Origin of the sequence: Oceanobacillus kapialis (assembly GCF_044790185.1) — a bacterium.
GTDB lineage: Bacteria > Bacillota > Bacilli > Bacillales > Amphibacillaceae > Oceanobacillus_B > Oceanobacillus_B kapialis.
In genome coordinates, this window is the sequence record NZ_CP085256.1 from 2,870,695 (window position 1) to 2,897,062 (window position 26,368).

The 26,368-nt window shown below is 39.7% G+C and carries 36 protein-coding genes and 1 pseudogene; 13 read left to right on the plus strand and 24 right to left on the minus strand.

Annotation, left to right across the window (positions count from 1 at the left end; translation table 11 throughout):
• Positions 1-23 precede the first annotated feature (23 nt).
• Complete coding sequence (locus LG273_RS14890; RefSeq protein ID WP_404454942.1) at positions 24-1,157, plus strand: MFS transporter; 1,134 nt, start codon at positions 24-26, stop codon at positions 1,155-1,157.
• 80 nt (positions 1,158-1,237) lie between these two features.
• A complete protein-coding gene (locus LG273_RS14895) occupies positions 1,238-1,729 on the plus strand; it encodes a small multi-drug export protein (RefSeq protein WP_404454945.1) in 492 nt (163 codons plus the stop codon).
• Between the two features lie 36 nt (positions 1,730-1,765).
• On the opposite strand, the gene LG273_RS14900 is transcribed toward LG273_RS14895, so the two are convergent.
• Positions 1,766-1,987, minus strand: a complete 222-nt coding sequence (locus tag LG273_RS14900; protein ID WP_404454947.1) for a hypothetical protein — start codon at positions 1,985-1,987, stop codon at positions 1,766-1,768.
• Positions 1,988-2,187: 200 nt separating this feature from the next.
• Between LG273_RS14900 and panD the strand changes: the two genes are divergently transcribed.
• Together panD and LG273_RS14910 are read left to right on the plus strand one after the other, a co-directional pair.
• On the plus strand, positions 2,188-2,583 hold the full coding sequence (gene panD / locus LG273_RS14905) for an aspartate 1-decarboxylase (RefSeq protein WP_404454950.1): 396 nt from the start codon (positions 2,188-2,190) through the stop codon (positions 2,581-2,583).
• A 264-nt stretch (positions 2,584-2,847) separates the two neighbouring features.
• Positions 2,848-3,156, plus strand: coding sequence for a hypothetical protein (locus tag LG273_RS14910; RefSeq protein ID WP_404454952.1), 309 nt, complete (start codon positions 2,848-2,850; stop codon positions 3,154-3,156).
• 56 nt (positions 3,157-3,212) lie between these two features.
• On the opposite strand, the gene LG273_RS14915 is transcribed toward LG273_RS14910, so the two are convergent.
• A complete protein-coding gene (locus tag LG273_RS14915; protein ID WP_379562786.1) occupies positions 3,213-4,229 on the minus strand; it encodes a 2,3-butanediol dehydrogenase in 1,017 nt (338 codons plus the stop codon).
• Positions 4,230-4,624: 395 nt separating this feature from the next.
• Entirely contained in the window at positions 4,625-5,062 is a 438-nt protein-coding gene (locus LG273_RS14920; protein WP_379562788.1) for an RrF2 family transcriptional regulator, read from the minus strand.
• 137 nt (positions 5,063-5,199) lie between these two features.
• Between LG273_RS14920 and hmpA the strand changes: the two genes are divergently transcribed.
• A complete protein-coding gene (gene hmpA, locus LG273_RS14925; protein ID WP_379562790.1) occupies positions 5,200-6,423 on the plus strand; it encodes an NO-inducible flavohemoprotein in 1,224 nt (407 codons plus the stop codon).
• Between the two features lie 31 nt (positions 6,424-6,454).
• Here the strand turns inward: hmpA and LG273_RS14930 are convergent, their stop codons facing one another.
• Positions 6,455-6,586, minus strand: a complete 132-nt coding sequence (locus tag LG273_RS14930; protein WP_379562792.1) for a hypothetical protein — start codon at positions 6,584-6,586, stop codon at positions 6,455-6,457.
• Positions 6,587-6,597: 11 nt separating this feature from the next.
• On the minus strand, positions 6,598-7,626 hold the full coding sequence (locus LG273_RS14935; RefSeq protein ID WP_379562794.1) for a hypothetical protein: 1,029 nt from the start codon (positions 7,624-7,626) through the stop codon (positions 6,598-6,600).
• Between the two features lie 139 nt (positions 7,627-7,765).
• Here LG273_RS14935 and ytvI point away from each other — a divergent pair, with 139 nt between their 5' ends.
• From ytvI to LG273_RS14960, 5 genes are all read left to right on the plus strand, one after another.
• Positions 7,766-8,896: a sporulation integral membrane protein YtvI gene (ytvI, locus tag LG273_RS14940; RefSeq protein WP_404454957.1), complete on the plus strand. Its 1,131-nt coding sequence runs from the start codon at positions 7,766-7,768 to the stop codon at positions 8,894-8,896.
• A 71-nt stretch (positions 8,897-8,967) separates the two neighbouring features.
• Positions 8,968-9,924: an arsenic resistance protein gene (locus LG273_RS14945; protein ID WP_404454960.1), complete on the plus strand. Its 957-nt coding sequence runs from the start codon at positions 8,968-8,970 to the stop codon at positions 9,922-9,924.
• A gap of 85 nt (positions 9,925-10,009) precedes the next feature.
• Positions 10,010-10,180, plus strand: coding sequence for a hypothetical protein (locus LG273_RS14950; protein ID WP_404459610.1), 171 nt, complete (start codon positions 10,010-10,012; stop codon positions 10,178-10,180).
• Positions 10,181-10,707: 527 nt separating this feature from the next.
• Entirely contained in the window at positions 10,708-10,887 is a 180-nt protein-coding gene (locus tag LG273_RS14955) for a hypothetical protein (protein WP_379562801.1), read from the plus strand.
• 133 nt (positions 10,888-11,020) lie between these two features.
• Positions 11,021-11,509, plus strand: a complete 489-nt coding sequence (locus LG273_RS14960; protein WP_404454963.1) for a hypothetical protein — start codon at positions 11,021-11,023, stop codon at positions 11,507-11,509.
• On the opposite strand, the gene LG273_RS14965 is transcribed toward LG273_RS14960, so the two are convergent.
• Both LG273_RS14965 and LG273_RS14970 read right to left on the minus strand, forming a co-directional pair.
• Complete coding sequence (locus tag LG273_RS14965; RefSeq protein WP_404454966.1) at positions 11,393-12,928, minus strand: zinc ribbon domain-containing protein; 1,536 nt, start codon at positions 12,926-12,928, stop codon at positions 11,393-11,395. The genes LG273_RS14960 and LG273_RS14965 overlap by 117 nt on opposite strands.
• 378 nt (positions 12,929-13,306) lie before the next feature.
• The gene (locus LG273_RS14970) at positions 13,307-13,897 is read right to left on the minus strand and encodes a TetR/AcrR family transcriptional regulator (protein ID WP_379562808.1); all 591 of its coding nucleotides are present in this window, start codon (positions 13,895-13,897) and stop codon (positions 13,307-13,309) included.
• Positions 13,898-13,996: 99 nt separating this feature from the next.
• Between LG273_RS14970 and LG273_RS14975 the strand changes: the two genes are divergently transcribed.
• On the plus strand, positions 13,997-14,242 hold the full coding sequence (locus LG273_RS14975; protein ID WP_404454969.1) for an SDR family oxidoreductase: 246 nt from the start codon (positions 13,997-13,999) through the stop codon (positions 14,240-14,242).
• A gap of 64 nt (positions 14,243-14,306) precedes the next feature.
• On the opposite strand, the gene LG273_RS14980 is transcribed toward LG273_RS14975, so the two are convergent.
• Positions 14,307-14,639: a hypothetical protein gene (locus LG273_RS14980; RefSeq protein ID WP_404454971.1), complete on the minus strand. Its 333-nt coding sequence runs from the start codon at positions 14,637-14,639 to the stop codon at positions 14,307-14,309.
• Between the two features lie 182 nt (positions 14,640-14,821).
• Between LG273_RS14980 and LG273_RS14985 the strand changes: the two genes are divergently transcribed.
• Complete coding sequence (locus LG273_RS14985) at positions 14,822-15,322, plus strand: DUF2975 domain-containing protein (RefSeq protein WP_379562812.1); 501 nt, start codon at positions 14,822-14,824, stop codon at positions 15,320-15,322.
• A gap of 9 nt (positions 15,323-15,331) precedes the next feature.
• The gene (locus tag LG273_RS14990) at positions 15,332-15,544 is read left to right on the plus strand and encodes a helix-turn-helix domain-containing protein (RefSeq protein WP_379562813.1); all 213 of its coding nucleotides are present in this window, start codon (positions 15,332-15,334) and stop codon (positions 15,542-15,544) included.
• Between the two features lie 109 nt (positions 15,545-15,653).
• Here LG273_RS14990 and LG273_RS14995 read toward each other — a convergent pair whose 3' ends face one another.
• The 16 genes and pseudogenes from LG273_RS14995 to LG273_RS15070 form a co-directional block, all read right to left on the minus strand.
• Positions 15,654-15,968, minus strand: coding sequence for a hypothetical protein (locus tag LG273_RS14995; RefSeq protein WP_379562815.1), 315 nt, complete (start codon positions 15,966-15,968; stop codon positions 15,654-15,656).
• 78 nt (positions 15,969-16,046) lie between these two features.
• Positions 16,047-16,358 (minus strand): hypothetical protein, encoded by a 312-nt coding sequence (locus LG273_RS15000; RefSeq protein WP_404454974.1) that lies wholly within the window; start codon positions 16,356-16,358, stop codon positions 16,047-16,049.
• 170 nt (positions 16,359-16,528) lie between these two features.
• Positions 16,529-16,756 carry a hypothetical protein gene (locus tag LG273_RS15005; protein WP_379562819.1) on the minus strand — a complete coding sequence of 76 codons (228 nt, stop codon included), beginning with the start codon at positions 16,754-16,756 and terminating at the stop codon, positions 16,529-16,531.
• Positions 16,757-16,781: 25 nt separating this feature from the next.
• Complete coding sequence (locus LG273_RS15010) at positions 16,782-17,288, minus strand: DUF1648 domain-containing protein (protein ID WP_379562821.1); 507 nt, start codon at positions 17,286-17,288, stop codon at positions 16,782-16,784.
• Positions 17,289-17,463: 175 nt separating this feature from the next.
• Positions 17,464-18,156, minus strand: coding sequence for a copper homeostasis protein CutC (locus LG273_RS15015; protein ID WP_404454977.1), 693 nt, complete (start codon positions 18,154-18,156; stop codon positions 17,464-17,466).
• A gap of 367 nt (positions 18,157-18,523) precedes the next feature.
• Positions 18,524-19,036 carry a hypothetical protein gene (locus tag LG273_RS15020; RefSeq protein ID WP_379562825.1) on the minus strand — a complete coding sequence of 171 codons (513 nt, stop codon included), beginning with the start codon at positions 19,034-19,036 and terminating at the stop codon, positions 18,524-18,526.
• 34 nt (positions 19,037-19,070) lie between these two features.
• Positions 19,071-19,304 (minus strand): annotated as a pseudogene (locus LG273_RS15025) (undecaprenyl-diphosphate phosphatase); the annotation flags it as partial.
• A 42-nt stretch (positions 19,305-19,346) separates the two neighbouring features.
• Positions 19,347-19,601 carry a hypothetical protein gene (locus LG273_RS15030; RefSeq protein WP_379562827.1) on the minus strand — a complete coding sequence of 85 codons (255 nt, stop codon included), beginning with the start codon at positions 19,599-19,601 and terminating at the stop codon, positions 19,347-19,349.
• A 23-nt stretch (positions 19,602-19,624) separates the two neighbouring features.
• On the minus strand, positions 19,625-19,906 hold the full coding sequence (locus LG273_RS15035) for a hypothetical protein (protein ID WP_379562829.1): 282 nt from the start codon (positions 19,904-19,906) through the stop codon (positions 19,625-19,627).
• Positions 19,907-20,031: 125 nt separating this feature from the next.
• Positions 20,032-20,463, minus strand: a complete 432-nt coding sequence (locus LG273_RS15040; protein WP_404454981.1) for a hypothetical protein — start codon at positions 20,461-20,463, stop codon at positions 20,032-20,034.
• Between the two features lie 20 nt (positions 20,464-20,483).
• Entirely contained in the window at positions 20,484-20,729 is a 246-nt protein-coding gene (locus LG273_RS15045) for a DUF3953 domain-containing protein (protein ID WP_404454984.1), read from the minus strand.
• A 79-nt stretch (positions 20,730-20,808) separates the two neighbouring features.
• Positions 20,809-21,003 (minus strand): hypothetical protein, encoded by a 195-nt coding sequence (locus tag LG273_RS15050; protein ID WP_404454987.1) that lies wholly within the window; start codon positions 21,001-21,003, stop codon positions 20,809-20,811.
• Between the two features lie 640 nt (positions 21,004-21,643).
• A complete protein-coding gene (locus tag LG273_RS15055; RefSeq protein ID WP_404454990.1) occupies positions 21,644-22,117 on the minus strand; it encodes a hypothetical protein in 474 nt (157 codons plus the stop codon).
• 396 nt (positions 22,118-22,513) lie between these two features.
• Positions 22,514-24,469, minus strand: coding sequence for a heavy metal translocating P-type ATPase (locus LG273_RS15060; protein ID WP_404454993.1), 1,956 nt, complete (start codon positions 24,467-24,469; stop codon positions 22,514-22,516).
• A gap of 272 nt (positions 24,470-24,741) precedes the next feature.
• The gene (locus LG273_RS15065) at positions 24,742-25,401 is read right to left on the minus strand and encodes an N-acetylmannosamine-6-phosphate 2-epimerase (RefSeq protein WP_404454995.1); all 660 of its coding nucleotides are present in this window, start codon (positions 25,399-25,401) and stop codon (positions 24,742-24,744) included.
• Between the two features lie 32 nt (positions 25,402-25,433).
• Complete coding sequence (locus LG273_RS15070) at positions 25,434-26,096, minus strand: HAD family hydrolase (RefSeq protein ID WP_404454998.1); 663 nt, start codon at positions 26,094-26,096, stop codon at positions 25,434-25,436.
• Between the last annotated feature and the right edge of the window lie 272 nt (positions 26,097-26,368).

Genomic DNA, 26,368 nt, shown 5'->3' on the forward strand with positions numbered 1-26,368 from the left:
CGTTATATATAAGGAGTGGTATGATGAACGCAAAAAAGTTAATGTTAGTCGGACTGCCAATGATTGCTGTAACGTATGGTTTATCACGTTTTAGTTTTGGCTTAATGATTCCCTCGATTAACGAGACGATGAATATGGAACCCACCACTAGCGGTCTTGTTTCATCTTTATCCTATGTCGCGTACTGTATTGCGATAGTTCTGGCAATGGTTTTTTCCAATAAGATTACGCCAAAATCGATTCTCGTTATTGCTGGCTTTTCCTCCATTATCGGTTTGGGCATTATAGCTATTTCGCCTAACCCGCTCATACTTGGTTTAGGAGTATTTCTTGCCGGGATGAGTACAGGATACTCCTCTCCACCTTATGCAGATATTGTAAGCAAAAATATCGAAACACAGTTACAAAACAAGACAAATTCATGGATCAATTCAGGTACTAGTATTGGCACAGCTTCCACTGGTGTAATTGCTTTGGTGATGGCAGATAGCTGGCGAGAAACATATGTAATTTTCATGGTAATTGCTATTTTCGTATTGCTTGGAAACTACCTCGTACTTCCCAAGAAACAGCCTGTTGAAAAGATTAGCACCGTTCGTTTTTCTAAAAAGGAATGGAGACGTGCAACGCCACTTGTAATAGCCTCCTTCTTTATCGGAGTAGCTTGTTCTGCCTATTGGACATTTTCCAGAGACTTTTTGGTAGAATTGGAGAGTATGCCTGGATACTTTAAAGACTGGCTGTGGGTGATTATCGGCATTTTCGGCTTACTGGGAGGTACTGCAGGCGCCTTTATTGATAAATTCGGATTAACGCGAGCTTATTTGCTATCTGTAAGTGCACTTTCCACTTCCTCTCTTATTCTAGGACTCTATCCAGGTAATTTTCTTTCAGGATTTCTATCCCCTGCTCTTTTTGGAAGCTCCTATATTTTTATGACAGCTGTCTTAATTGTTTGGGGAATTACTGTATTTAAAACAAATCCATCATTTGGTCTAGGAATACCTTTCTTAACGCTCGCGCTTGGCCAGGCAATAGGATCCATTTTTTCAGGGGTAATTGCAGATCTAACAGGATACCATGTACTGTTTATTGGAGCATCTTTACTTGGTTATCTAACGTTATTTCTTAAATTTAAAGAGAACAAGTTTGTTTAAAAGTGAATTAGTCTCCTTTCGATCAAGTTTTCTAGTAGAATAGTAAAAGGTAAATTTGTACACTGGGGGGAATCCACAAAATGAATACATATTTAGCATATTTTGTTGTTTTCTTACTGGGCGCAACGCCATTTTTTGAAGTGGTCGCCGTCATCCCGATCGGTATCGCGGCAGGATTACAAGCAATTCCGGTCGCGCTTGCTGCATTTGCCGGGAACATCGCGACCATTCTACTGCTAATTGCTTTAACTGAACAGACAAAGCGTTGGCTGGAAAGGCGGAAGGAGAAAAAAGGGAAGAACAATTCGGAGAAAAAGCAACAACGAGCGGCTTTTGTGTGGAAGAAATACGGACTTCCCGGACTTGCCCTAGTCGCGCCATTTATCACAGGAAGCCATTTAGGTGCCGTACTTGCAATGAGCTTTGGCGGAACCAAGAAACAAATTACCTTCTGGATGGTCATCAGCATTGTCATCTGGACAATTATTATGGGGGTTGCTTCTTATTATGGGATCGATTATTTCTTCGACCGTACAAACAGCGATGGGTTTTTAACGAATCTATTAGACTAGTAAAAGGAGAGGGAAGCACGAGGCGCCCTCTTCTTTTTATACCCTTTCTTCTTTAGCCTGCTTATATAACCAGCGTCCTGTGAAAATAAGCAACATAACACCAAACGTAAGGACAAAGAAGTTTTTAACAGGGGTCGGTTCTCCGAGAATCGACGTCAGCAAATTCCCAAAAGAAGGTAAGCCTAACCACTCAAGCAAAAGGGGCGTTATAAAAATCCCCATTATAAAACCTATACCAAATGTTAAAAAGACTTTCATTGGTTTTGTCCCCTCCCCCAATAATAAAAAACGTTACGTTCCCTGAAGTTATCATGCTTTTAGTATACCTAAATTGTTCTGAATTATAAAATAATTACATGTCTATCTCTGGGTATTATGCGAAAATTTCGTGAAAACATTGCACCTTAATGGTAGATGTAATACTCTAAATAGAGAGACAAATTAAGGAGGAATCATCCATGCAACGATTAATGTGTAAAGGAAAAATACATAGAGCGACTGTAACAGAAGCAGAGCTTGATTATGTTGGTAGTATCACGATTGATTATAAACTTATGAGGGAAGCAGATATTAAGCCATATGAAATGGTACAAATCACAAATTTGAAAAATGCCGCTAGATGGAAAACATACGCCATTCCTGCACCTGAAGGGTCAAAAAGAATTTGTTTAAATGGACCTCCTGCACATTTATTTTCCCCAGGAGACATCGTCATCATTCTTAGTATGGCGCAAATGACAGATGAAGAGATTGAGACATTGAAGCCAAGAGTTGTGTTTGTTGATGGAGAAAATGAAATTACATCTGTTGAGGAGCATGACCTGCACTGGCCTGAGGGCGTTAATATCCAGTAACAGGATTACTTGAGGGTTATTTTCCTAGCTATGATAAGACAGACGTAAGGCCGAAAAGAGGCGATCATTTAATTGATCGCCCTTTTTAAAACCGCCAAACAGATGAAACGTTTTTGCGGTTCTTAACGTATAAATAGTAATACTTATCCTCAGGGGGACGGTTTTATTAAAAGGTTTCTTTACTATTTCGGTTGTACGATTGTTATTGGGTTTATACTGAATTTAGGAATTAAGTTTCAGGTTCAGTTAGAAGAAACAGCCAGCATGAACTTTGAGATAATGCCTCTCGTACTATTTGGCATCATATTCCCGATCGTTATCGGAATCCTTCTAAGAATACCAAAATTGATCATGGAGATTAAGCAGCATAAACAATGGACATTCGATTGGGTGAAATTTATTGCGATAGCGATTCCGGCTTTATTTGTAATAGCATTATCGATTTCCCCTTATTTATCTATTCCACTAGACTACATGAAAATCCCCATCATATTTATGGAAGGCACGCCTACTATCGAAACCGTTGCTGGGATTGTGTTGGGATATACTTTCTTGGATTGTTTAAAAAAATAAAAATAGCAATCTCCCTTTTCATAGGTGAGATTGCTATTTTTATTATGCCTTGAATTCTACTTTGGACTAACGAGAATTTTACACTCGCTTTTATCGTCGATTAATTTATCGAAGCCTTGTTCAATAATGTCATCTAGGGCAATTTTGTTTGTAATAACTGGACCAGCATTAATAGAACCTTTTGCCAATAGATCAATTACTTCACCAAAGATATTGTTATATCCTAGGGAAGCGGTAATTTTCTTTTCACTTATCAATTGGTTTGCCGGATGATAAGATACTGGTTTTGAGAAGACACTTACGACCATAAATTCACCATTTGGTTTGGTGCTGTCCAGTGCATTATTGAATGTAACCTCAATACCAGCAGCATCATAAGCGACGTCAACTCCGCCATTTGTCATCTCTTGGATGATCTTCACAGCATCTTCTTTCGATGGATCGATTACAATGTCAGCGCCCATTTGCTTGGCAAGTTCGCGGCGTTTTTCGTTCACTTCCACGACAAAAATCTTACTCGCACCTGCAGCGCGTAGAGTTTCAGATAGCAACAGACCAATTGGACCAGCACCAAACACGGCAACCGTGTCCCCTACTCTAAACTCACTGTTTCGTACTGCATGAAGTACAACAGCAGTTGGTTCTACTAATGCTGCAAGCTCATAGCTAAGACCGTCTGGAAGTCCAAATACGTTTTCTTCCTTCACAACAACGTATTCTGCAAACCCACCATCTTCATGCAGGCCATAGGATTTCATGTTCGGGCATGTGTTATAGTTTCCTTTTTTACAAGACGCACATTCCCCGCAGCCCCAAATTGGCTCCACCGCAACACGATCACCTGATTCAAAGCGCGTAACATCTTCCGCAACTTCCACAACTTCCCCAGTAAATTCATGGCCAAGGATCATTTTGTCAGCTGTGATAAATGTTTTATGTAGGTATTCATGTAAATCCGTACCACAGATCCCTGCGTATTCGACCTTTACTTTTACCGTACCACTTGTTAGTTCTGGTGCAGAAACCTCTTCTACCTTGGCATTCTTTGAATCATAATAGACTAATGCTTTCATCGTAAATTCCCCTTTCTGATGCTAAATGACTAAAGTTAGTTATGTACCTAGTTAATTTTACCCCTAAGAAGATGGTAGAACAAGAGATTTGCAGTATTTTGTCTTTTTTTGTCGAAGGAGTGGGAATATTTGTTTTTGATTGTGGGTTGGTGAACAGCTGCGCATTTAAGCTAGAATAAACAAAACTTCTATCATTGGAAAGCGGCTCATTTCGCGAGCCGCTTTTTATGCAGGGGGGGGTATTTGGGGGATGGTTTTGTTACTCTTGTAGGCATGCTGGTGGCGCGAGTTTATGGGGTTGGGGCGTTGTTTTTTGGTTGGCGCGCTGCTTCTTTGGCTGACGCGCCACTCTACTCCAGCGGTGCGCGACTCTTTCATTCACACGCCGCCTTCAGCTATTCCATCCCCATCAATGCTTTTAATTCTTCTTCATTTTGAATTAAATCCTCAAGTGTATATGCTTCAAGCACTTTAAAAAATGCGCCGAGTGCTTTGTTGATGACATGCTTTAGGCTGCAACCTGGTGAAATCACGCAATGGTTCACACCTTTATCAAAGCATTCCAATAACACGAAATCCTGCTCCAGTTCGCGCACCAGCATGCCAATGTTTATTTCATTTGCAGGCTTAGCGAGCCTAATGCCCCCGCCTCGTCCTCTCGTTGATTCTACAAATCCCCGTTTCACGAGGTCATGCACAACCTTACGTACATGCTCTTGTGAGATGTTGTAGACGTCGGAAATTTCTTTTATGTTAGCACGTTCCTCCCCATGCTTTAAACCTGTAAAAATAAGGACGCGCAACGAGTAGTCCGTGTATTTTTTTAGATTCATGGCAAGCACTTCCCTCTTGTTCATGTCTTCACATTATTGTAACATACTTCTGCCAAAACCCCATTGTCTTTCGAATTTCGAAGTTTTACAATAAAGATGTATTCAAAATACACCTTTTAACAAGGAGCGAAATTCCTATGACAACTCAAACAAATTTATTGGATCAAACAACGATGGACATTATTAAAGCGACCGTTCCAGTACTGGCGGAACACGGGGAAAGCATCACGAAACGCTTCTATGCAATGATGCTTGAAGCGCATCCTGAATTGAAAAATGTATTTAACCAAACAAACCAACGAAGAGGCGATCAGCCAAAAGCATTAGCGAACACGGTATATGCTGCCGCGGCGAACATTGATCGATTAGAAGAAATCCTCCCACATGTAAAACAAATTGCACACAAGCATACGAGCTTAAACATTAAGCCAGAGCAGTATCCAATTGTCGGGAAGTATTTATTACTTGCTATCAAAGATGTGTTAGGCGATGCTGCAACAGACGACATTATCGAGGCATGGGGCAAAGCATATGGCGTCATTGCTGATGTGTTTATTGCAGTGGAAAAAGAAATGTATGACGAAACAGCGCACACACCTGGTGGCTGGCTCGGCTTCCGTGATTTTACAGTCGAGAAAAAAGTCGTGGAAAGTGATGTGATCACATCCTTTTACTTAAAACCGACGGATGGGCAGCCAATCCAGGCTTACGAACCAGGTCAATACATTACTGTCAAAGCAAAGATCGCAGGCGAGCCTTACGAACACTTGCGTCAGTACAGTCTTTCAACCTCACCTGGCAAGGATTACTACCGCATTAGTGTGAAGCGAGAAGATGCACTGGATAATCTACCGGCTGGTGTGGTTTCCAGCTTTTTACACAGTAGCGTCGAAGAAGGGCATACCCTGCCAATTACGGCACCATCTGGTGATTTCACCTTACAAAAGGAGCAAAAGCCACTTGTTCTAATCAGCGGAGGGGTTGGCTTAACACCACTGATCAGCATGCTGGAGACAACGATAAAAGAACAACCTGAACGCGACGTTATTTTTATTCATGCAGCAAAATCAAGTCAGCACCATGCCATGAGAGAGCATGTTGAATCCTTATCAAGTAAGAGTAATCATGTTACCCATTATTTTGTTTACGATGACCCACAAGATCCAATTGCTTGTGACAAGCACGGACGAATTGATGATGCATGGCTAGAAAGCATTTTACCAACAACAGATGCGGCATTCTATTTCTGTGGACCAAAAGGATTTATGCGCAGTATGTACATGGCGTTGAAAAAATTACAGGTAAGCGACGAGTCCATTCATTATGAAATTTTTGGACCTGCAGAAGACATTACAGCATAACAACAAGAAAGCTGACTTCAAATTTAAGAAGTCAGCTTTCTTTCGCATTATAACAAGCAAAACAAAAAAGCTCGTTTTCTTCTTGCTCCCCTTCCAAAAAACCACCATGGCAGTACACAACCTTGCCACACACGGAGCAATTTCCAACTTGTTCTTTTTCCATGGCTATCCTCCTTACATAGTTGTTTCTCCTATTCCCTTTTTCTCTTGAAAAGTAGTACCAAGCCATAAGCCGATTTCCAAAAGAAGCAATCCTAACACAACCCAGGCCCAAACAGGTAAAAATACCTCTTGGAAGTTATACAAGATACTATATTCCGGTAGTTCATTGTGTAATTCAACAGTAAGAGCGTAAAACATTCCAAAGGTAAAATTCCTCGACCACTGACTAATATCATAGATAAACACCCCTTTTTTCCAGCCATATCTGCTGATCCTCTTAATCGCTCTTACTACCTCGATTCCTTCAATAAATAAAAGGAGAGTAAAGACGAACAACCAAAAACCACTTAAAAAACTCAACGACAGACTAGCAGAAAAAACAAGCGCTAGCCCCGAAATCGATAAAGCCCCATGTATAATACAGTTCGTATTAGCCCAGTCATCCACAAGAGACCATGGGGCCCTTCCATATCGTAAGCCAATCAAGATACCACCAAGTATATAAAAACTGACTCCAAGGCCTATCATTCCTACTATCACATGTTTTGGAACAAGCGGAAAAACCTGAAGCCATGCAATGACAATAGATTGGGTCGCAACTGTCGAAAGCAGAATAACACCATGAATCGTATATGTCTGATAGTTTTTATATAGTTGCCTGAATTGATAGAGATAGAGGATAACAAAGCCTCCCCATAATATGCTTGTGAGGAGGATAACGATTTGTACAAGAGTGCCGAATAGCGGGAAATACTTCAACGCTACATCACAAAGCGTGGCAATCCCTGCAATCCATGAACCTGTTACGAAGGAATTCACCGGATTTTTTAAAAATGGTAAAAGAAACCCTCTACGAAAAATCTGCAAAATAAGTAGAGCATATATTCCAATCCCGCATACTAGATAGGCTATTGTGAGCGTATTGCTGAATATCTCCTGTACCGAGAAAGCATCAACTGCTGAGAATAGGAAAATTCCAATTGCCATCACAAAAGTTGCTGTTGCAGGGTTTATTACATGTAACTTTCCTTTGAAAAACATCTAAACACCTAATTTTCTTCATTTGTAAGAATCATTTTAACACATGAACCTCCTACAATGCCTTCGAATTCTCCCTGTCCAACATTTTTGATATGATAATACTAAATAGTGAAACGTTACGGGAAGATGGAGGAAAAACATGACCAAAAACCATGCATGGATCATCGCAAGATTTATCATTGTTATCATTTCTACTCTGGCTTCAGCTTGGGCACTCGTATGGATCTTCCAAATATCCTATCCATTTTGGATTGCTGCCCTGCTCGTGTGGATGTTCTATCCACTCGTTCGGCTCATTCGTTCCAAAGTTCGACTGCCAAACAGTCTGGCTGTATTAGTCGCGTTATTAATTAGTCTGGCGGTTGTATTTGGCGCCATCACAGGGCTTGTTTTCTTAATTATATTTGGAATAAAAAAGCTTTCAGAGATTATCCCGGATTGGATTCAAAGCGTCTCCGGCCAAGCACAGGATTTTTTCAATAATACAATTCTGCCTATTTGGCAACGAATCGGGGAGACCATGGACGTCTTTTCTCCCTCGCAGCAGGCGTCCTTACAAGATAGCATTTCTTCTATGGGGTCCAGATTATCGTCAAACATTGCAGATATTGGGACGAGTTTAGTAAATGGCCTGACACAAGTTTTCATGATTGTTCCATCTTTTATTCTCGCCTTTCTATTTGTGTTTATCGGGTTTTATTTTATCGGAAAGGATTGGGAGAAGTTAGTAAGGAAGGTTCATACCAAGACACCTGAAACAGTTTGGCAAAAAGCAAAGTCCTTCCGAAATATACTGCGCTACCGCGTTTGGGGACTTATCCGGTCGCAAATCATTATTATGTTTATCGCTGCGGTCATCGTGTTTATCGGCTTACTCATACTCGGAACAGAGCATACACTTGCCATCTCCATTGTCGTCGGATTGGCAGAAATTCTTCCTTATTTAGGATCAGGGACGATCTTAGGACCTTGGGCTTTGTACATGGTTTTCACAGGAGATATTGGGATGGCGATCGGACTTGTCGTCTTATATGCCGTGACCGCCATAATACGCCAATCCATCGAACCAAAAATACTCTCTTCCAGTATGAATTTGGATGCACTCGCTGTTCTCATCTCCTTATTCGTCGGCTTACAGCTCTTTGGCATGATCGGCGTATTCGTCGGTCCTATCCTGCTCGTCATGTTTATTATATTGGACGACATTGGAGTCGTTCGAGACGTGAAAAACTTTATTAAATACGGATTCAAGGAAGAACAGCAGAAGTGACGACTTTAAAAGCATGATACATTTCGACGAAAATTTCCCTGGAAATATTTTTTCTGCAAGGAGCGCATGTTATGAATACGTTTGAAAAAATTCAGCCACTTATCATAGTGTGCGCCATCGGGCTTGGCCTTTTAGTAGGCCAACTCGATTTCTTGGCTATGCACGCAGAATCTTTTATCCTACCATTTTTACTCTTAATGCTGTATGGCCTTTTTCTAAGCATCCCACTCAAAAATTTCCAGAATGCATTTAAAAACATCCCTTTCTTAAGCACAAGTACAATCCTAAATTTTGTCTGGACACCACTGCTAGCATGGGGCCTTGGCGCCATTTTCTTAGCGGATCACCCTGCCCTCTGGCTAGGCTTCATCCTACTATTGGTTACACCATGTACGGACTGGTATTTGATTTTCACCTCAATCGCCAAAGGAAATATGCCATTATCAGCCTCTGTGCTACCAGTAAATTTACTTTTACAAGTGATACTCCTACCTGTCTATCTCTACATGTTTGCTGGGAAGATGCAGACAATCGGACTGTCCACCCTGTTTGAGAGTGTCGTGCTCGTTTTGTTGTTTCCTTTTCTATTAGCAGTTTTAACACGGTATCTATTTAAAAAGAACCCAACCTTTTTAAAAGCAAAACTCATCCCATTTTTCTCAGCTTCCCAGTTAATCTTTTTGTCCTTAGCGATTGTAGCCATGTTTGCAGCCCAAGGCGCTTATCTAGTTGACAATCTGCATGTGATTGGACTTATGATCATACCCTTGCTTCTCTTTTTTGTGGTCAATTTCATCGTCGCCCAAACCGTTGGGAAGACCCTCAACTTCACCTATGAGGAAACGACAAGCCTGAACCTTACCATTATTGCACGGAACTCGCCTATCGCATTATCGATAGTGGTCACAGCATTTCCCGACCAGCCGCTAATTGCACTCGCATTAATTATCGGTCCTTTAATTGAACTCCCGGTGCTGGCCATTCTATCTCAAATTTTGCTTCGGCTTAGGCAGGAGGGAAATAGCTAGTATTCTTATTGTAAAGCTTTTAAGAACCTCTTTTATTAAAAAAACCAATGACTTATACTAGCTACTAAAGAGGAGGTGACACGCAATGGAAAACCACGAGCTAAACGAAATCCTAAAGGCACTTAAACTTTATTCGGAGGAAAATGATAAATGGTTTTCGGAATTGGAAAACCGATTTTCAAAACTGGAAAACCGTATGGATGATCGCTTTGATCGCCTTGAAAAAAAGTTGGATGGGATGCGGGTTGAATTTTAACTGAAACACAAGAGACCGTTGATTATCTTGCTAGTAAAAGTGCCCAGCACGAGAAAAAGCTTCGAAAGCTTTATCAATCTTAACGAATTTTAAATGGGGTTTTTTAAGAAAGGTGCTGCTTTCCGCTTATTCGCTCGTCTCCTCAAGACATATTAATCCCTACAGTTTTATCCGTCCTTAATCATCTAGCAAACCATATTTCTCTAACAATGCCTTTGCTTCTTTAACACCTTCTGCGTTCAAGTACATAGACTTGGACTGCCTGCTATTAATTTCCCTCATCTCTCCGTTCATTTAATTCCCTGTGTTCCTTTATATTTTAAAATCTTTCCTCCCCAGGATGTTAAATATAAAGATCTCTAATTTATTGTTCTCTGCCCAAGTTTACCAGCCCTTTTGAATATATTCAAAGAACGCAGACCATTTCTAAACCGGCTCAAAAATCTTGCCTTTCATTAAAAATTTATTGCCCTAATCCTTATATCATTGGTAAACTGTGGAAAAGTAGGTTGATTGGAGGTAAGAGGATGAATAAACGTCTCAACATAGCTCAAGCCCTTTTAACAGCTTTGTTTGTTATGATCATACTTGCAGCATATCAATTTTTAATTCCAGACTTCTCCTATAAATCTATTTTCTTTATCGTGCTGTGCGGGCTCTCTGCATACATTGGCGGTATCCTATCGCTGAAAATCATTAAAGAATAAAAATCGCTCGCATTCGCTCGTTTTAAGTGGAGCAGTGAGGCTTTCTTGGTTGATTGGAGGGTGGAGCTGGTCGATTGCGCTGTCCCCTTGGTTGATTGCAGACCCCTCTTGGTCGATTGCGTAGCCCTCTTGGTTGATTGCACACTCCACTTGGTCGATTGCACGCTCCCTTTGGTTGATTGCACTGCTCCCTTGGTCGATTGCACACCCCCCTTGGTCGATTGCACACCACTTTTGGTTGATTGCGCACCCCCCTTGGTCGATTGCACACCCCTCTTGGTCGATTGCACACTCCCTTTGGTCGATTGCACATCACTCTTGGTTGATTGCGCACCCCCCTTGGTCGATTGCACACCCCTCTTGGTCGATTGCACATCACTCTTGGTTGATTGCACTGCTCCCTTGGTCGATTGCGCCCCCCCACAATAGATTGCACACCTCTCACCAAAAAAAAAAATACTCCCATGCCATCAAGCAGCATGAAAGTATCGTCGAACTAAGCCATTTATTCTTCTTTTTTTCCAGTATTGGAGGTATGGAAAACGGGTTCTTCTACCGTGATGCGTTCCATACGATCTTCTGGCATGGACCCTGGATAATCCATTCCCCTTACAAACCATGACTCTAATTGCGGATCATAGGCCAGGTAGTAACGCATTTCCTCTTCCATTTGCTCGAGCTCTGCTTCGTCGCCTTTTTGATACATGGCTTCCTCGTAATAGGTAATCGTATCTACCGTTAATTCCCAGAATCCTTCATAAGATTTTTCCAGTGTAAACGAGTCCTGGTAGACATCCAGCCCATGGAAAGCACCTTCATATACAATGTCATTTTCCTTGTTATAGGCTGATTCTTCCACAATCATTGTCTCTAAATCTTGGACAGCTGTGTTTAAGGCTTCAGGATTTCCTGTTGCATAAGCTTCAGTAAATTCTTCATTATAAGCAACCACCACGTCTTGAATTTGTTTTTTAAATTCATCACTGTTCCCAAAGTTAAATTCCATATAGCGCTCGGTTAGCGGGTAGTCATTGGTTTTCATGGTGCCCCAAGGAAACTCTGCCTCAAAGGAAACATTCATTGAGCCATCTGTTAGCAATGGACCTACACGCTCCTCTTTCGTCAAATCCTTGCCTGTATCTTTGCCATTTACGAAAAGCTTTACAGAATTTAGTTCATCATAGCCTTTCATCATTAAATCAAATGTTACGTTGTCCGCTTCTAAAAAGAGATCTACATAGCTAGCGTACAACGGATCCCCAGCAACGGTTTTTTCCGCTTCTAAATTAAAGAATCCTGTATCATGTGTAGCCCTTATCGTATATTCCCCTGGCAAAAATGGACCAATTTCTTGATTAAAGCTATCTGAATCTGCTGTTGCGACCACTTCATCATTCACAATAATTTCTGTGTCTTTATAATTTGTGCCTACTTCAAAAAACACTGGATTTACCGATAGCTTGTAATCATCGAAGAAACCAAACTTCTTTCCGTCCTCAATGAAATCTATTGGGTACATCCCAAGCTGGCCTGTATCCCCTTCCGCCTGGTATTGAAGATTGCTCATTAATTCTTTAAATTGACTTGATTTATTATTATATAATTGGATAATTCCGGCAACAGACTCTTCCGTAATTTCAAGTTCCTCTTCTTCTGTTGTTAAGATGGATGCCAGTTCTGCTGCATCTTCGTCCTCGATTGCTGCTTGGAACTTATCCAATAGATGCTTTGGAGAGGACATCATATTGCCAACAGCATATACACCAATTAGTATAAGAATCAGTGCAGCAGAAGAAAACAAAATGATTTTTGACTTCTTATTCAATTTCTTCCCTTTTGAAGGCGTTGAAGGTTGATTAGGTTGGTGTTGATTCTGAGGAGTGGATGGAACTTGCTCGTTGCCGCCCTGTTCCGTCTCGTTGTAATATGTATGACCCGTATTCTCACTTGCTACTCCTTCTTGCTCTATTTCTTTTCCACAATGCTTACAAAATCGTGCATCTGGTGCTACTTCCCCACCACAATTCTTACAGTATGCCATTTGCTTCCTCCTGTCATATGACTATTTCTTCCATCAGTGTACGTGAAGGATGCTATAAAAAATGGCCTTTCTCCATGCACACTGCCCTAAACCATCATTAGTATACAATAAAAAAATTGCTATATGGGGGTGGAAAACAAGATTTTAACCATTTCTTAAAAAACAGTAAAATACTCCTAAAAATCTGCTTGGACAGAAGAATATTTATTGGTTACAAATAACTAGTTCTTTTTTACTAACCGCGACAATTTAAACACGTTCCCCCATTCAATAATTTCACACCTAACGAAAATGGCGATTAGGAGGCAACACAAAAATCCAGACCACTTATAGAAACAGTCTGGATTTTTTCCTAACGTAAGCCCGGCCTCTCCCGTGCTAGGCTTTTTTTGTTCCATGTAATATTAAATCCACAAGCAAGGTATATTGACCAGATAGGGATTTTGGTTTTTCTTTCCATTGTGACATGGTTTGCCCCATGGTTAGCAAACAAAAACGAGCCGCATCCTCTGGCTGAATGCTATCTCGTAACATCCCTTCACGTTGCATTTCCTCAAATACTTTAATAAATGGATCCAGATAGGTTCCCTTCCACAGTGCATAAACGCGCATGCGATTTTCCTCTTTAAATTCAACCAATATATCATGCACCATCATCATGATGCTTGTTGGATGCTCAGCAGATAACACCTCAAGCATTGCTTCTAAGCGTTGCTGTATTGTGCCGTCACCAATGCCATCTAACTCTTTCTGAATGTTTGTCACGAACTTCTCTAACATGGCAATATAAAGAGACTGCTTATCCGAATAATGGTAATAAAGTGCTGGTTGGGTAATGTTACACTTAGCCGCAATTTCTCTCGTGGTCACAGCACGATAGCCTTTTTCCATAAATAAATGCTCTGCTACACGTAATATCTCACTTCTTGTCCATTCCGGATCCTTGCGGGTTGATTGTGATCTTGCCATCGTACATACTCCCTTTACCTCTCATACTACCTCTTATTTTACCACGAAAACTTGAAAATCCATGGCTTTTATATCATTTTACCCACTTTACAAAAAAACGTGCGTGTCAACGCTGTATTACCAGCAATCAGCACACCAATGTACGAAGAAGCAAGAAGCAGAATGACAGAAGAACAACTAGCGGCCAATGATGCCGAGAACCAACGCGAAATTTCCCTTGGTGGAAAATACGGCGATCCAGACGAGGACCTTGGACCAGTCATGGTGTTCTTGGCAAGTGACGCTTCCAAATTTATTACAGGCCAGCTGTTGCCGGTTGATGGCGGACAAGCTTCTGTAAGGTAAACAAGGGAATTAGGTAAATTGAAACCTCTAGCATGTGCTTAGGGGGTCTCCATCGGTATTAGAATCACTCTCCCTGAGCTAGCAAATATCTTTTTGTTTCCCCTTCATATTCCACCATTAAAATAGGGTAGGATTCATTCACTTCATAAATGCTTGCCCCGTTAGGCAGTTTCGTCGCCATTCCTTTTTTTATAACGCCAATCTTCTCTCCTCTCGTTAAGTTCTTTTCATCAATCCAACCTGTGCCATGTTTATAGACACTACCATCTTCTAACTCAATAAGGTCTGCTTCAGGATCTAATTGTAATACTTGATTTCTTGTCAACTGACCTCCATAGTTAGCACAGCCCGTTATGATAAGAAAAGCCAAAAGAGTAACGATGAGTCCATTTTTCAAAATAGCTCCCCCCTTCCTTCAGTTACTGACTTCGGAGACAAGTCACTGAATTCCTTGTTTAATAATACTAATTCCACTATAATTCCAATCTACCGAACATTAAAATATAACAATTATTTATTGCAAAACGATAAATAACGTGGTACATTCAATTAGACGAAAAATGAATGAGGTGTTTATTTATGAAGCAAGGTTCAACCATCTTTTTAAAAATAGCGCTAGTTATAATGGGACTACCCGTTCTCGCTTTATGTATTTTCTTATTACCGAAATGGGTAAGTGAGGCAGTAGAGGTATTGCAAGCTTCCGGGGGAGACTCTCAACTGGCGTATATCGTGTTAGGCATTCTAGCGATTATGTATCTTTCCGCTATTCCGTATTATTTTGTTTTGTACCAGTCTTACAAACTCTTAAGTTATATTGACAAAAACAAAGCTTTTTCCGATATATCTGTAGTAGCCTTAAAGAAGATAAAAGTGTGCGCACTAATCATCAGTGGCTTGTATGTGCTATCCTTACCACTTGTCTTTGCCATCGCGGAATGGGATGACGCACCAGGTCTTGTCATCATTGGAGCAGTACCAGTCGGCGCTTCTCTTGTCATTGCGGTCTTTGCTGCCGTTCTTCAAAGACTTTTAAATGAAGCAATAAATATCAAATCTGAAAATGATTTAACGGTCTGAGGTGATCACATGGCGATTATAATAAATGTAGATGTAATGCTAGCAAAACGAAAAATGAGTGTAACCGAGCTTTCGGAGCGGGTTGGAATTACCATGGCTAACCTTTCTATTTTGAAAAACGGCAAGGCAAAAGCGATTCGCCTCTCCACCCTAGATGCGATTTGCAAAGCGCTAGAATGTCAGCCTGGGGACGTGTTGGAGTATCGGGAGGATGAGGAGTAGGTTTATTTTTAGGGGAAGAAGCTTTTCAGGGTGTAATTGCTCCACACAAGCGAGATAACATCCGGTTAGATAAAGCTAGCCCCCTTATTTTCCCGCTCTTGTTAACTTCCTAATCTCGAACTTCTTCCGTTCTTTTCCACTTCACATAATGATAAATCATCTCTGGAAAGACGAGTATGAAAAAAAGGGTAAAAATAATGATAAAATCAATTGTACTGAGAAATTCATACAGAAAGGAGAAAAAAATAAAAAGAAATGGTAGCCCCCATAGGTCACGCTTAAATTTCCTTCTATATGTTAACTTATGATAGTTCATCACAAATCCTTTATCAATTTTCTCCTTATTCCTATACCTTAATGCAGTTATTATATTGAGTATATACGCAGCTATAATCGCACCAATTAATTCTGGCAATATAGACAAAATAATCCTCCTTAATAGGATTTGACTGAATTAAACAACAATAACATTCTAAATTCGTGAATTTCTATAAAAAATTTCTTAAAACTCCACATCCAACATTTCCCTCATCTCACCTAAAAGATCTTCCTGTTTATCTAATGAAACACGTGGATATTCAGGACTTCCTACATTTTCAGCAGTAAATAAAACGGTGCCATCTTCTAGAATATAAAAAGCATAAGGGATTTTTTCCGTATCTCCTACATCATTTTCTAAGAAGCTAAACATGTAAGCATTTTGCGCTCTTAGCTTCTCAAACATGCGATTGACCTCAATTTCCTTCACTTCTAAACCTTTTACCATTTCTAGTGTCTCTGTTATTTTCTCTTTGTCTTTCACGATTTTCGTCATATCATCCGAAGCGATATTACCCTCTATCTTCTGAACAAGTAACGTATTGCAAAACCTTTATCGTCAATCTCTACAGTCTCCTCATTCTGAGAACAGGCATTTAACAGGAAACATACCAACATTAGAAATGAAATAATTGTTTTTCTCATCCTACCCTCCTTCCACAAAAACTATGAACAGCATAGGACAGCATCCGAAGTAGCGTCTTCCGGGATATAAATAAATCCTTCCCTTATTTCATACGGTATTTTATTTCCCTCCAACAATTCCGTCACATTACTATTGGTTACCTCTCCCCATTTTATAAATTCACCATTATAGAGCCCCTGGTGAAAAAAGATAAAATAGATGCACAGGATAAACACAAAGCTAACAATTATCATATACGCTTTCTTCAAACCTGCTCCCCTCCCAACTACATTTCTATCTGATTTTCCTTTGCTTTAAAGCCCCTATGACAATGGGTATAAGGGAGCTTCCCACCAATACAGGCAAGACCCAAGCGCCCATTCCTTGTCCCCATCCTTGTGCGATGGTAATTGATTCTACTAAAATAAATGCAAATATAATGAAGCAAACATTCTTAATTTGATTTATCATGTTACGGCTGTTTCGATAAAAAGCGGCAGCATTCTCTTCATTCAAACGCTCGGGATAATTATGCGATTCTGGAAATCTTTCAAACACCTGGCACATGCCTCCAACTAATGCGCCAACAATCGGCAAAATAAGCAGCTCAAATTTAGAACCCCAACGATCTACCTCGCCCATTGCATTATAATGTGCTGGCACCTCGTCAGGAAGCATGCCCCAACTGTAGATAAAGAAAACAATTGAGCCAACGTAAGCTGTATAACCGATCACATCCGCAATCCATTCCGTTTTGGTTTTAGGTATTTTTAATTTTGGTCTTTTCCCAGGTTCAGCCATGCCCTTATCCCCCCTCGCAACCGCGATATGTAGCTTTATCCCTCGCTTTTAAAAAACCCTTTACCTTTCATACGATCTCTGAAAGTAGTCGTTTCAATATTCCATTAATTTAATTTAAAATTATAGTGCAATTAAGCGGCTGTTATCTTGCATCGTACAACCGCCGACAATTCTACTAGCTACGTAAACTATAACGCACTTTTTCCACTACTTCTTTCGAAAAACCCTTTGCAAAGGACTGTTCTATCCTCACAGCCTTACCAAAATGAAATTGTTTCGCTCCCGTTGCTTGTTTGATCTCTTGAATATTTTCCAATGAAAGTCCGGAACCGGGCATGATAGCCGGCCCTTGCAGGTCGCGAGATAAATCAACCAATTGAATTAGCTGCTTCAAGCCTTTTACACAAGTTGCCTCACCACCAGAGGTCAAGATACGCTTCACATTTCTATCGTAATTGGCTAGTAATGTGTAGGCATCTAATTGGGAGGCCACCTCGTCAAATGCACGGTGAAATGTGAGATCAAGAGCAGGAAAAAGGTGAAAAAGTTTGCTTAGCATTACCTCATTAATGGTGCGGTCCTTATTTAACGCACCGAAAACAATTCGATTGCCACCAAGCTGTCTAATGGCCTCAATATCCTCGCAGATTACTTGAAAATCTTCTTCTGTATAGAAAAAATGGTGACTGTGCGGGCGTACCATAATTTGCACGGGAATATTCACATTTTCAAGTACTTGCTTTATCGTTCCGTAGCTTGGTGTAAGGCCCCCTTCTGAGATCGCGGACACGAGCTCCACCCGGTCCGCACCTAGCTCTTGCGCCTGAATGGCTTCTCGTTTATTTTGTATGATGAGTTCTAGTTGCATGTTTGGTTCTCTCCTCTTTAGTTAATTGATTGTTATATAGATAGACATAACTAATAAGATTAATGTGAGCACTAAGTAGTTTACTTCCCTCTTCATATTTGCTTCACCGTACGTTATTAATTTTAATAGCCTATAAATGCTAACCCCAGCGGAAATAATCATTGTTGATAGGCCGACCGCATTAAGCTTGCTTTGTATGTCCCAAAAAATACTAAATAGCATTACGTATGTAAGAAGATATTAATTTAAGGCTGGAATATTTATCACTAAAAACAGCATGTAAAATATTTACCTTGGTCACGCTATCTCCCCCGCCAATTTAATATTGGAACAGAAAAACAGGAAACGCTATCAATTTCATCCTAACTCATCTTGTTACATCTTGAACCAATTCTCCGTCTTTCCAATAGTATCTGTCCCATTTTTCAGCCTCTTCACCTTTAATAGAATAACGAACAATTACTTCCGGCTCTCCATAATTCACTTCGAAAACAGAATCTATTGTAAAAGGTTTATCCACTTTTTCTTCAATTACATCACGAACCGTATTTTCTAACTGCTTTTCTTGCAAATATTGATAACTCACCACTCCCAATATGACAATACATAATACTAATAAGAACCAATCTCCGAAACTTCCTTTAATACTCTTTTTCTTGTTGTACCAAACAATTTTTATTATTCCCATGACCAATAAAAGAATTAAAATGGGTACATATACATTGATTAGGGGAATCTGAAAGACATAGGCTAGAAAAAAGACGACAACCCAAAACAAAGCGAGAAAAAGAAACTTCAGGCCTCTATACTTTTTTCCGTCAAACAAAAATTCAATAATTTTTTCTTGTATAGGGAACCCCTCCATTAAGTTTTTATTCAATATTTATTCCTTTATCCCATTGTTAATAATGATCTTAAAAAATAAATAGTATCAAAAAACCAACCGCAAAACAGTAGTATGCAAAGTATTTTAAGTTTCCTCGTTCCATGATCCCCATAAACCACTTTAGAGAAAAATATGAAAATAGAAGTGATAAAATAAACGCAATGACATAAGGAATGAACATCTCATTAAAGGCTATATCTTTCATTTTGAGTATAATTGTGCCGAGACTTACTGGGATGTACAACAGGAAAGAAAAGCGCAGTATAAATTTCTTGATATTGTTATCAGATCAGTAGTACCCTTCCTACCAATTGTCAATGTATGGTACAGGTGGGTCAGGCGTAAAGGTATCGATGGCAGTAGCGATAACGATTATAGTCCAAATAATTATAATGATTACACTCCCAATTCTTATCAACTTAATCTGAGTATCGGATATTTCAGGAGGTTCCTTATATCTCCATCGTTCTAAAAAGAGAAAACTTTCTTCTGGTTCATAGAGACTCCATATTGCATACCCATAAACAGGTATTGAAAGCACGATAACAAAGAATAACATCGCTCATCCCCCTTTGTGTGTCATTAATTCTTACTTTTTCGCTCTAAAAGTACAGGGGCTATATTTAATAAGATAGAAACAATTGTCAAAAACCATAATACCCTTTCAAAATTAGGTACTTCCCACAAAGCTGATAAATCTTCCCTTTTTACCCATTCTGATACAAGACTATATTCTGCACAAAGTGTTAATGCTGTAAATGATAACCCCATCGCCATAGCAAGCTTATAATCCTTTCCTGCTTTATACAGATAAAGGTTTATAAAAGTTGCTACTATCGCAATAACCCCAAGTATTACCCACATAACCATCACCTCATATATGTCTTACTAATGTACTTCATTTTCACTTTTGGCGTGTTAGTTTCCTGCAACAATATCACTATTTTTCCTGTATAATTCACCTGTCCCAAAAGTCCAACGCCACAATTTCAGGCAGCCTTCATTGTTTTATCATCACGTGGCGAGCTTAAATAATTGATCACCAGGATATTAAATGGATAAGCAAGCATTCCTCCAATTATGAGAAGACCAACTGCAGGGTTAGGGGCGTCACCTTCATAGGTAATCGGAAAAGCGTTTGCCACTATATATGCAAAAAGGATGAAATAAGGTACCCAAAGGATAACCGTCCAATAATTTCCTTTTCGACCTCCCATCCATTTCTTTGTTAAGAAAGAGAGTAGTACAGTACCAGCTATCACTTCGCCGATTATCGTTAAGCTAAGCACAGTAATTACGGTATTGATTTCCCAATTTGTAACTCTACTAATTCTATACACGTTTACCATCAGTTCAATAGGAACAACTACCATCACAGCATACAAAATACTAACCACATTAAGCTTTAAGAAATATTTCATTGGATTCCCCCAAATATGTATTAAACCAACTGATAGTTCCACAAAAATGTTTGAATGGACACAAATAACAAAAATAAGAAAGTAATCACAAATAGCCAACCATAATTCTTTCCCTCTTTCCTAAATTCGATCAGCCCTGTGACCAACATTAATAAACTCAAAGAGAAAATCATAAATGGTTGTAACGTAAAGTTTCCTGTAATTAATCCATAGGAAGCTAAGAATATAGTTACTATACTTAAAACGATTCTTGCTATTTTTAACATACCTTCTCCCCTTTCCATTCAACTTCACTGCGTTCCATATGACAACTGCTACAGCGCTAGGTGGTGAGAATGTCTCTTGTTAATGTTTATCTAAATCGTCATCAAGAAAGGATTTTTTGTTTTTTCTAAAGTCCTTAAATCCATATTTCTTCTCAAGATATTGACCAACTATTGAACTGTTAATACCTTCCCTGACCGCCGCTTTAATGATGATAAATAGAATAAAGAGACCAATTAAATAAAATACAATCGATATACCGAACCCTTCTATCATGAAATAACCCCCATATAACTAACTTCTATTAAATTTTTTCCCTCTTTACCTATACGTCCACACGAATAGGAATAACCTGTTTGGCAGTGAAAAAGACACCTTTTTGTTGGCTTCCATATTATCAATCGACTTCCATTCTTCTTTTACTCTGAACGTACATCCCGAATAACAATCCCAATAAAATGCAAGTGAGTGAAACAAATAACAGTTCGATTAATGAGTAGTCCCAACTAACTGAGCTAAAGAAAATCGTAAGCAAAAATTTAAATATATAACAGTTAATTGCTAATGGGATAGAAAATAGGAGTCCAAATAATAGAACAAATGTAGCTTATCTGGCTGTTTCCGCATCTTTACCTCCCTTAATATTTATTAATCAAGTATCTAAACAAAGCTGACCTGTCAGTTAAATAACTTAGCTTAATACTAACATTTACTTCCAACAGGTTCATCAAATTATTTAAAAAATTATTTAATTCAATCATCACACAGGGAATGTTTAACAAGACCTCAACTCAACCAAATTTCCTCTTTACCATCATGATTTCACCGTTTTTTACAACTATCATTTCTTTAGACTTCCTATTGAAGAAGATTGTTGTTGTGCTAAAGCCCCAGTTAGCTCAAGAAGAATTTATAATTATGGAAGAATATCAGACAAATCGATAAATTCTAGTCCAGTTTCTGCTTCTGCTTTCGAACGATAAACGGTAATTTCATCATAGGGTTTCATGTTGTCTTGCCATGTTCCTATATTACTCAGAAAATCTTCTACGTTCTCAAAGATTATAAAGCACTCTAAATCCCTATTGATATAACAAATTGGTGCGTCACTTTCCGAATCACACTGTTGATAAACAGTTCCGATAAACCCACCTTTACTATCTTGTGCCATAATATCAACATGTGGAACCGTAAAAAACTCTAAACGTGGAATATCATCATCAAATATAAATTGAATGTCATAATCGTTAGCGTATCTTTGATACTCCTCATTTCTATCATGAACACCCATTGAATAAATGGTTGTCCCTGCTGATATAATCTCAGTATCTTCTAAATCAACAACTATGGCTCCAGAGAATGCTGTTCTATCTAGATAAATTTTTCGCATATAAACCCCCGTTTAATCTTATTTTAAAGTAAACGCTCATTACTTTTGTGATTTCCGAAGTTTCTATAGTATGTTCGGTACCACATTTCTTGCAATATATTGGTTGAATGTTACCAATTTGCGATTTGTAAATCTGACTCCATCTCAATTTAGTTAAACATTTCTCGCACTTTTGCACAAAAAAGCCCTGCTGTTCTTTATTACCCTTCTACGTTAGTCTAATTTGCTCAACTTCATATTAACATTAACTTCCAACAGGTTCATCAGATTATTAAAAAAATTGTTTAAGTTTCTTACTATTTAACTTCTAAAAGTAAAATTGTTCATATTTAGCGCGATTACTAAAACACCACGCGCACGTAGTGTTGGACTTCAACAAAAAAAAGGAGCCAAACTTCAGCCCCTCAACATTCTCAATCCATTCAATATTACGAGTATCGTGCTTCCTTCGTGACCGATAACCCCAAGTGGCAGCGAGAGGTTTTGCATGAAATTCGATGCAATGAGCGCTACAATCACCGCAATGGAAAACACCATGTTTTGTTTAATAATCCGATTCATCTTTTTGGATAATTTTATAGTGTAAGGAATGGAACGCAAATCATTGTTCACAATCACAACATTCGCAGTCTCTAAAGCAGCATCCGTTCCAGCTCCCATCGCAATCCCGACATGGGCCGTTGCAAGTGCTGGTGTATCATTTATTCCATCTCCCACCATGGCCACACGCTGATAGTTTTTTGTCAGCCTTTTAATTTCATCAAGCTTTTGATTTGGGAGACATTCGGCTTTATAGTTTGTCACACCTACTTCGCGTGCAATTTCCCGGGCCGTTTCCTCACTGTCTCCCGTGAGCATGTATGTCTTCACACCAGCCGCATTAAGGTCTTCGATAGCTTTTTTGGCATCTGTTCGTACTGCATCCTTTAAAGCTAACGCCCCGATAATCCCTTGCTCACTTTTTACAAACACAATTGTTTTTCCTGCAGACTTCAAAGTGACTGTATTCAAAAACGTTTCCGTTGATTCCGTTCCAACAAAATCAGCTTTTCCTATTTTATAATGCTTGCCACTTACTATACCTTCAATGCCCCAGCCAGGATTATCCTTAATTTCCTCGGCCTCAAGGACATCGACCTTCTCATCTTTCGCCTTCCTCATTATCGCAGAAGCCAACGGGTGATTAGAATAGTGTTCGATGGATACAGCGATCTGAAGGATTTGCTTTGGATCCCATCCGTCACTTGCTACAATGTCGGTTACTTCCGGTTTTCCAGTAGTCAACGTGCCTGTTTTATCAAAAGCAATCGCAGAAAGGCTTGCCAATCCTTCCAGATGAACGCCACCTTTAAACAGCATACCTTTGCGGGCTCCCTTGGAAATTGCCGAAAGGATTGCCGGCATCGTTGAAGCAACAAGCGCGCACGGTGAAGCAACCACGAGCAGCACGAGTGCCCGGTAGATCGTCTCATTCCACGACCAACCTAATAAAAAGTGTGGCAGGAACATCATTAATCCAGAGGCAGCCAGCACAGCAATCACATAGTAATTTTCAACCCTTTCGATGAAAAGGTGCGCCGGTGGTTTTTCCTCTTGGGCGCTTTGGACAAGTTTAATAATTTTCTGGAACAATGTCTGCTCGTTTGTTTTGGTTACTTTTACGTGCACCACGCCATTGAGATTAACTGTACTAGCAAGAACTTCTTCCTTTTCCCCTTTTCTTACAGGCATCGATTCACCTGTGATGGCCGACTCGTTGATGGACGTTTTCCCTTTGACCACGACACCATCTGCTGGCATCAGTTCGCCGGGTTTTACAAGAATGGTGTCGCCGATTTGCAAATCCTTAGCAAGGATGCTCTCCTCTTTTCCATTGCGCAACACACGCGCCGTTTCAGGTGTAAGGGACATTAAAGCAGAAAGCTCATCACTGCTTTTATTCATTGCATACGTTTCAAGTGCCCCGCTTAGTGAAAATATAAAAATTAATATGGCGCCTTCTAGCCAGTAGCCGATAACCGCAGCCCCAATCGCTGCAAGCAGCATAAGTAATTCAACGTTAAGTGTTTTATCCTTTATGGTTTCGGTAATACCTTCCTTCGCTTTTGCAAATCCACCGATTATAAATGCGGTAATAAATAGGACATCTACGATAAGACTGGAGGTTTTTACCGACAGACCCCACCCAATCAAAATCAACACACCTGCAACAAGAGCAGCTATCATTTCCCCATGTTTTTGAAACCATTCCTTTCTGTGCTTTTCCTTCTCACCAGCAGGGCTGGCGCCATCTTTTGTTGCAAACGAAGGTTCGGGCGCATTTTCCTTTAACTCTTCCACTGGGATCCCCATAATCAACTCTCCTTTTCTAATTGAGAATGAAATTCAAAATCATCATTCTTCAAACGTCGAAAGCTGCCGCTATGGCGCGACAGCATTTCTTATTTATAACTATTATAATTTAGTATTAACTTTAATATACTACAAACTTATGCTAAAGGAAAGGAAATATTGCCGATAATTTTAAGAAAGGCATTCCTCATTGTTTTTACCCATAAAAAAAGAGCAGTGAGATAACGTCGAATACGTTACCCACTGCCAACAATTTGTTTTACTTCATTCAATTATTTCAACCCATCCACAAAGCTCTTTGTTATTAACTGTGGACGTGTTATGGCACCACCAACCACTACAAAAGCTGCACCGATTTCCAATGCTTTTTTCGCTTGTTCGGGAGTACTAATACTTCCTTCAGCTACTATTGGTATGGATACCTCTTGAACCAGCTCCTCTAAAAGCGAAAAATCTGGTTGTGCTCTGTCTTTCGTGTAAGGCGTATACCCCGATAAAGTCGTGCCAATATAGTCACAGCCAAGGGCTTGAGCGTTTTCCCCTTCAGACAGTGTTGAAATGTCTGCCATGACCTTTTTCCCCAGCACATCCTGTATGTATGTCACCAATTCATCTAGCTTTTCCGGGCGTGACTGATTGGTTGCCTCAATTGCGATAATATCTGCACCAGCTTCTGCAACAATCCTAGCATCCTCTTTAGTCGGCGTGATAAACGCATCAAAGCCATCATAATGTTTTTTCCAGATGCCGATGATTGGCAAATCTACTTTTTCCTTGATTTCCGCTATATCCGTAGGCCCGTTCGCCCGAATGCCTACTGCTCCGCCTTGTGCAGCAGCGTATGCCATCGCTGCCATATGTCCATTTCCGTGCAGGGGTTCATGCTCGAGGGCCTGGCAGGAAACAACCAAGCCTCCCTTTAATTTATCCATGTAATCAACCTCTTGTTCTGCTTATAGTAGTTTTATTCTGCCTTATCCACTGACTTTACGATTTCAGCCAAACGCATCTCTTTCATAGATGAGATTTTTAAATGATGATTTTCAAAAGGAAGATCCTCCGTTATTGGGTTCGGTACAATAATCGTTTTTATATTTGCTTTTCTTGCAGCAATTAAGCCATTTAGAGAATCCTCAAACACAATCGCTTCCTCTGGTTTCACTCCCAGCTTCTCAATTGCCTTTAGGAACAGATCTGGTTCCGGCTTTATATGTTCGACCTCGTCTGAAGTTGCGAAGTGATCAAAATAATCAATCAAGCCAAGATTGGTAAGGTGTGTGGTAACCCACTTGTGATCAGAGCTGGATGCGATGGCAATTTGATAGCCTGCCTCTTTAGCTTCTTTCAAATAATCTTCCACACCTTCTCTGGCCTCGGCTTCTTTTAACCGTTCAGCGTGCATCACACTCACTTGTTCCTGAAAGACATCTGGCTGAAATGTACCGTTTACTTCCTTGCCTATGTATTCAAGTAACACATCGTCTCCCCCGCCAACGCCTTTTACAAATTCAGAAAGCGGAAGATCATAATCATGCGTCTCCTTTAAAATTTGTTTATACGTATCATACCAGGCCGTTTCGGTATCCAAAATCAGCCCATCAAAATCAAATATAACAGCTTTTATCATGTCGTTATTCCTCCCTTATATTCGAACTATTCTATAAGAATAACACGGAAATTAATGTTGTCGAGAACAAAAAGCTCCCCCCTTTTCCCTGTTTTGCAGAAAACGGTAAAGAACAGTAGAAAGCTAACAAATCTCTCTTCTACATTAAATTTGTCGCTCACGCAATATACAAAACGAGAATTAAGTCAAGAAATAAGTACCACCCAATTTGGGTGTTTTTCATGCAAAAATAACGATTTTTGTTCTTAATAGAGAATTAAATGAACAGCTTT

What these genes read in the sequence shown, in the direction of transcription:
- LG273_RS14890 (WP_404454942.1), top strand. Translation starts at nt 24, where the DNA reads ATGAACGCAAAAAAGTTAATGTTAGTCGGACTGCCAATGATTGCTGTA.
- LG273_RS14895 (WP_404454945.1), top strand. Translation starts at nt 1,238, where the DNA reads ATGAATACATATTTAGCATATTTTGTTGTTTTCTTACTGGGCGCAACG.
- LG273_RS14900 (WP_404454947.1), bottom strand. Translation starts at nt 1,987, where the DNA reads ATGAAAGTCTTTTTAACATTTGGTATAGGTTTTATAATGGGGATTTTT.
- panD (WP_404454950.1), top strand. Translation starts at nt 2,188, where the DNA reads ATGCAACGATTAATGTGTAAAGGAAAAATACATAGAGCGACTGTAACA.
- LG273_RS14910 (WP_404454952.1), top strand. Translation starts at nt 2,848, where the DNA reads ATGAACTTTGAGATAATGCCTCTCGTACTATTTGGCATCATATTCCCG.
- LG273_RS14915 (WP_379562786.1), bottom strand. Translation starts at nt 4,229, where the DNA reads ATGAAAGCATTAGTCTATTATGATTCAAAGAATGCCAAGGTAGAAGAG.
- LG273_RS14920 (WP_379562788.1), bottom strand. Translation starts at nt 5,062, where the DNA reads ATGAATCTAAAAAAATACACGGACTACTCGTTGCGCGTCCTTATTTTT.
- hmpA (WP_379562790.1), top strand. Translation starts at nt 5,200, where the DNA reads ATGACAACTCAAACAAATTTATTGGATCAAACAACGATGGACATTATT.
- LG273_RS14930 (WP_379562792.1), bottom strand. Translation starts at nt 6,586, where the DNA reads ATGGAAAAAGAACAAGTTGGAAATTGCTCCGTGTGTGGCAAGGTTGTG.
- LG273_RS14935 (WP_379562794.1), bottom strand. Translation starts at nt 7,626, where the DNA reads ATGTTTTTCAAAGGAAAGTTACATGTAATAAACCCTGCAACAGCAACT.
- ytvI (WP_404454957.1), top strand. Translation starts at nt 7,766, where the DNA reads ATGACCAAAAACCATGCATGGATCATCGCAAGATTTATCATTGTTATC.
- LG273_RS14945 (WP_404454960.1), top strand. Translation starts at nt 8,968, where the DNA reads ATGAATACGTTTGAAAAAATTCAGCCACTTATCATAGTGTGCGCCATC.
- LG273_RS14950 (WP_404459610.1), top strand. Translation starts at nt 10,010, where the DNA reads ATGGAAAACCACGAGCTAAACGAAATCCTAAAGGCACTTAAACTTTAT.
- LG273_RS14955 (WP_379562801.1), top strand. Translation starts at nt 10,708, where the DNA reads ATGAATAAACGTCTCAACATAGCTCAAGCCCTTTTAACAGCTTTGTTT.
- LG273_RS14965 (WP_404454966.1), bottom strand. Translation starts at nt 12,928, where the DNA reads ATGGCATACTGTAAGAATTGTGGTGGGGAAGTAGCACCAGATGCACGA.
- LG273_RS14970 (WP_379562808.1), bottom strand. Translation starts at nt 13,897, where the DNA reads ATGGCAAGATCACAATCAACCCGCAAGGATCCGGAATGGACAAGAAGT.
- LG273_RS14985 (WP_379562812.1), top strand. Translation starts at nt 14,822, where the DNA reads ATGAAGCAAGGTTCAACCATCTTTTTAAAAATAGCGCTAGTTATAATG.
- LG273_RS14990 (WP_379562813.1), top strand. Translation starts at nt 15,332, where the DNA reads ATGGCGATTATAATAAATGTAGATGTAATGCTAGCAAAACGAAAAATG.
- LG273_RS15000 (WP_404454974.1), bottom strand. Translation starts at nt 16,358, where the DNA reads ATGACGAAAATCGTGAAAGACAAAGAGAAAATAACAGAGACACTAGAA.
- LG273_RS15010 (WP_379562821.1), bottom strand. Translation starts at nt 17,288, where the DNA reads ATGGCTGAACCTGGGAAAAGACCAAAATTAAAAATACCTAAAACCAAA.
- LG273_RS15015 (WP_404454977.1), bottom strand. Translation starts at nt 18,156, where the DNA reads ATGCAACTAGAACTCATCATACAAAATAAACGAGAAGCCATTCAGGCG.
- LG273_RS15030 (WP_379562827.1), bottom strand. Translation starts at nt 19,601, where the DNA reads ATGTTATTCTTTGTTATCGTGCTTTCAATACCTGTTTATGGGTATGCA.
- LG273_RS15035 (WP_379562829.1), bottom strand. Translation starts at nt 19,906, where the DNA reads ATGTGGGTAATACTTGGGGTTATTGCGATAGTAGCAACTTTTATAAAC.
- LG273_RS15040 (WP_404454981.1), bottom strand. Translation starts at nt 20,463, where the DNA reads ATGAAATATTTCTTAAAGCTTAATGTGGTTAGTATTTTGTATGCTGTG.
- LG273_RS15045 (WP_404454984.1), bottom strand. Translation starts at nt 20,729, where the DNA reads ATGTTAAAAATAGCAAGAATCGTTTTAAGTATAGTAACTATATTCTTA.
- LG273_RS15050 (WP_404454987.1), bottom strand. Translation starts at nt 21,003, where the DNA reads ATGATAGAAGGGTTCGGTATATCGATTGTATTTTATTTAATTGGTCTC.
- LG273_RS15055 (WP_404454990.1), bottom strand. Translation starts at nt 22,117, where the DNA reads ATGCGAAAAATTTATCTAGATAGAACAGCATTCTCTGGAGCCATAGTT.
- LG273_RS15060 (WP_404454993.1), bottom strand. Translation starts at nt 24,469, where the DNA reads ATGGGGATCCCAGTGGAAGAGTTAAAGGAAAATGCGCCCGAACCTTCG.
- LG273_RS15065 (WP_404454995.1), bottom strand. Translation starts at nt 25,401, where the DNA reads ATGGATAAATTAAAGGGAGGCTTGGTTGTTTCCTGCCAGGCCCTCGAG.
- LG273_RS15070 (WP_404454998.1), bottom strand. Translation starts at nt 26,096, where the DNA reads ATGATAAAAGCTGTTATATTTGATTTTGATGGGCTGATTTTGGATACC.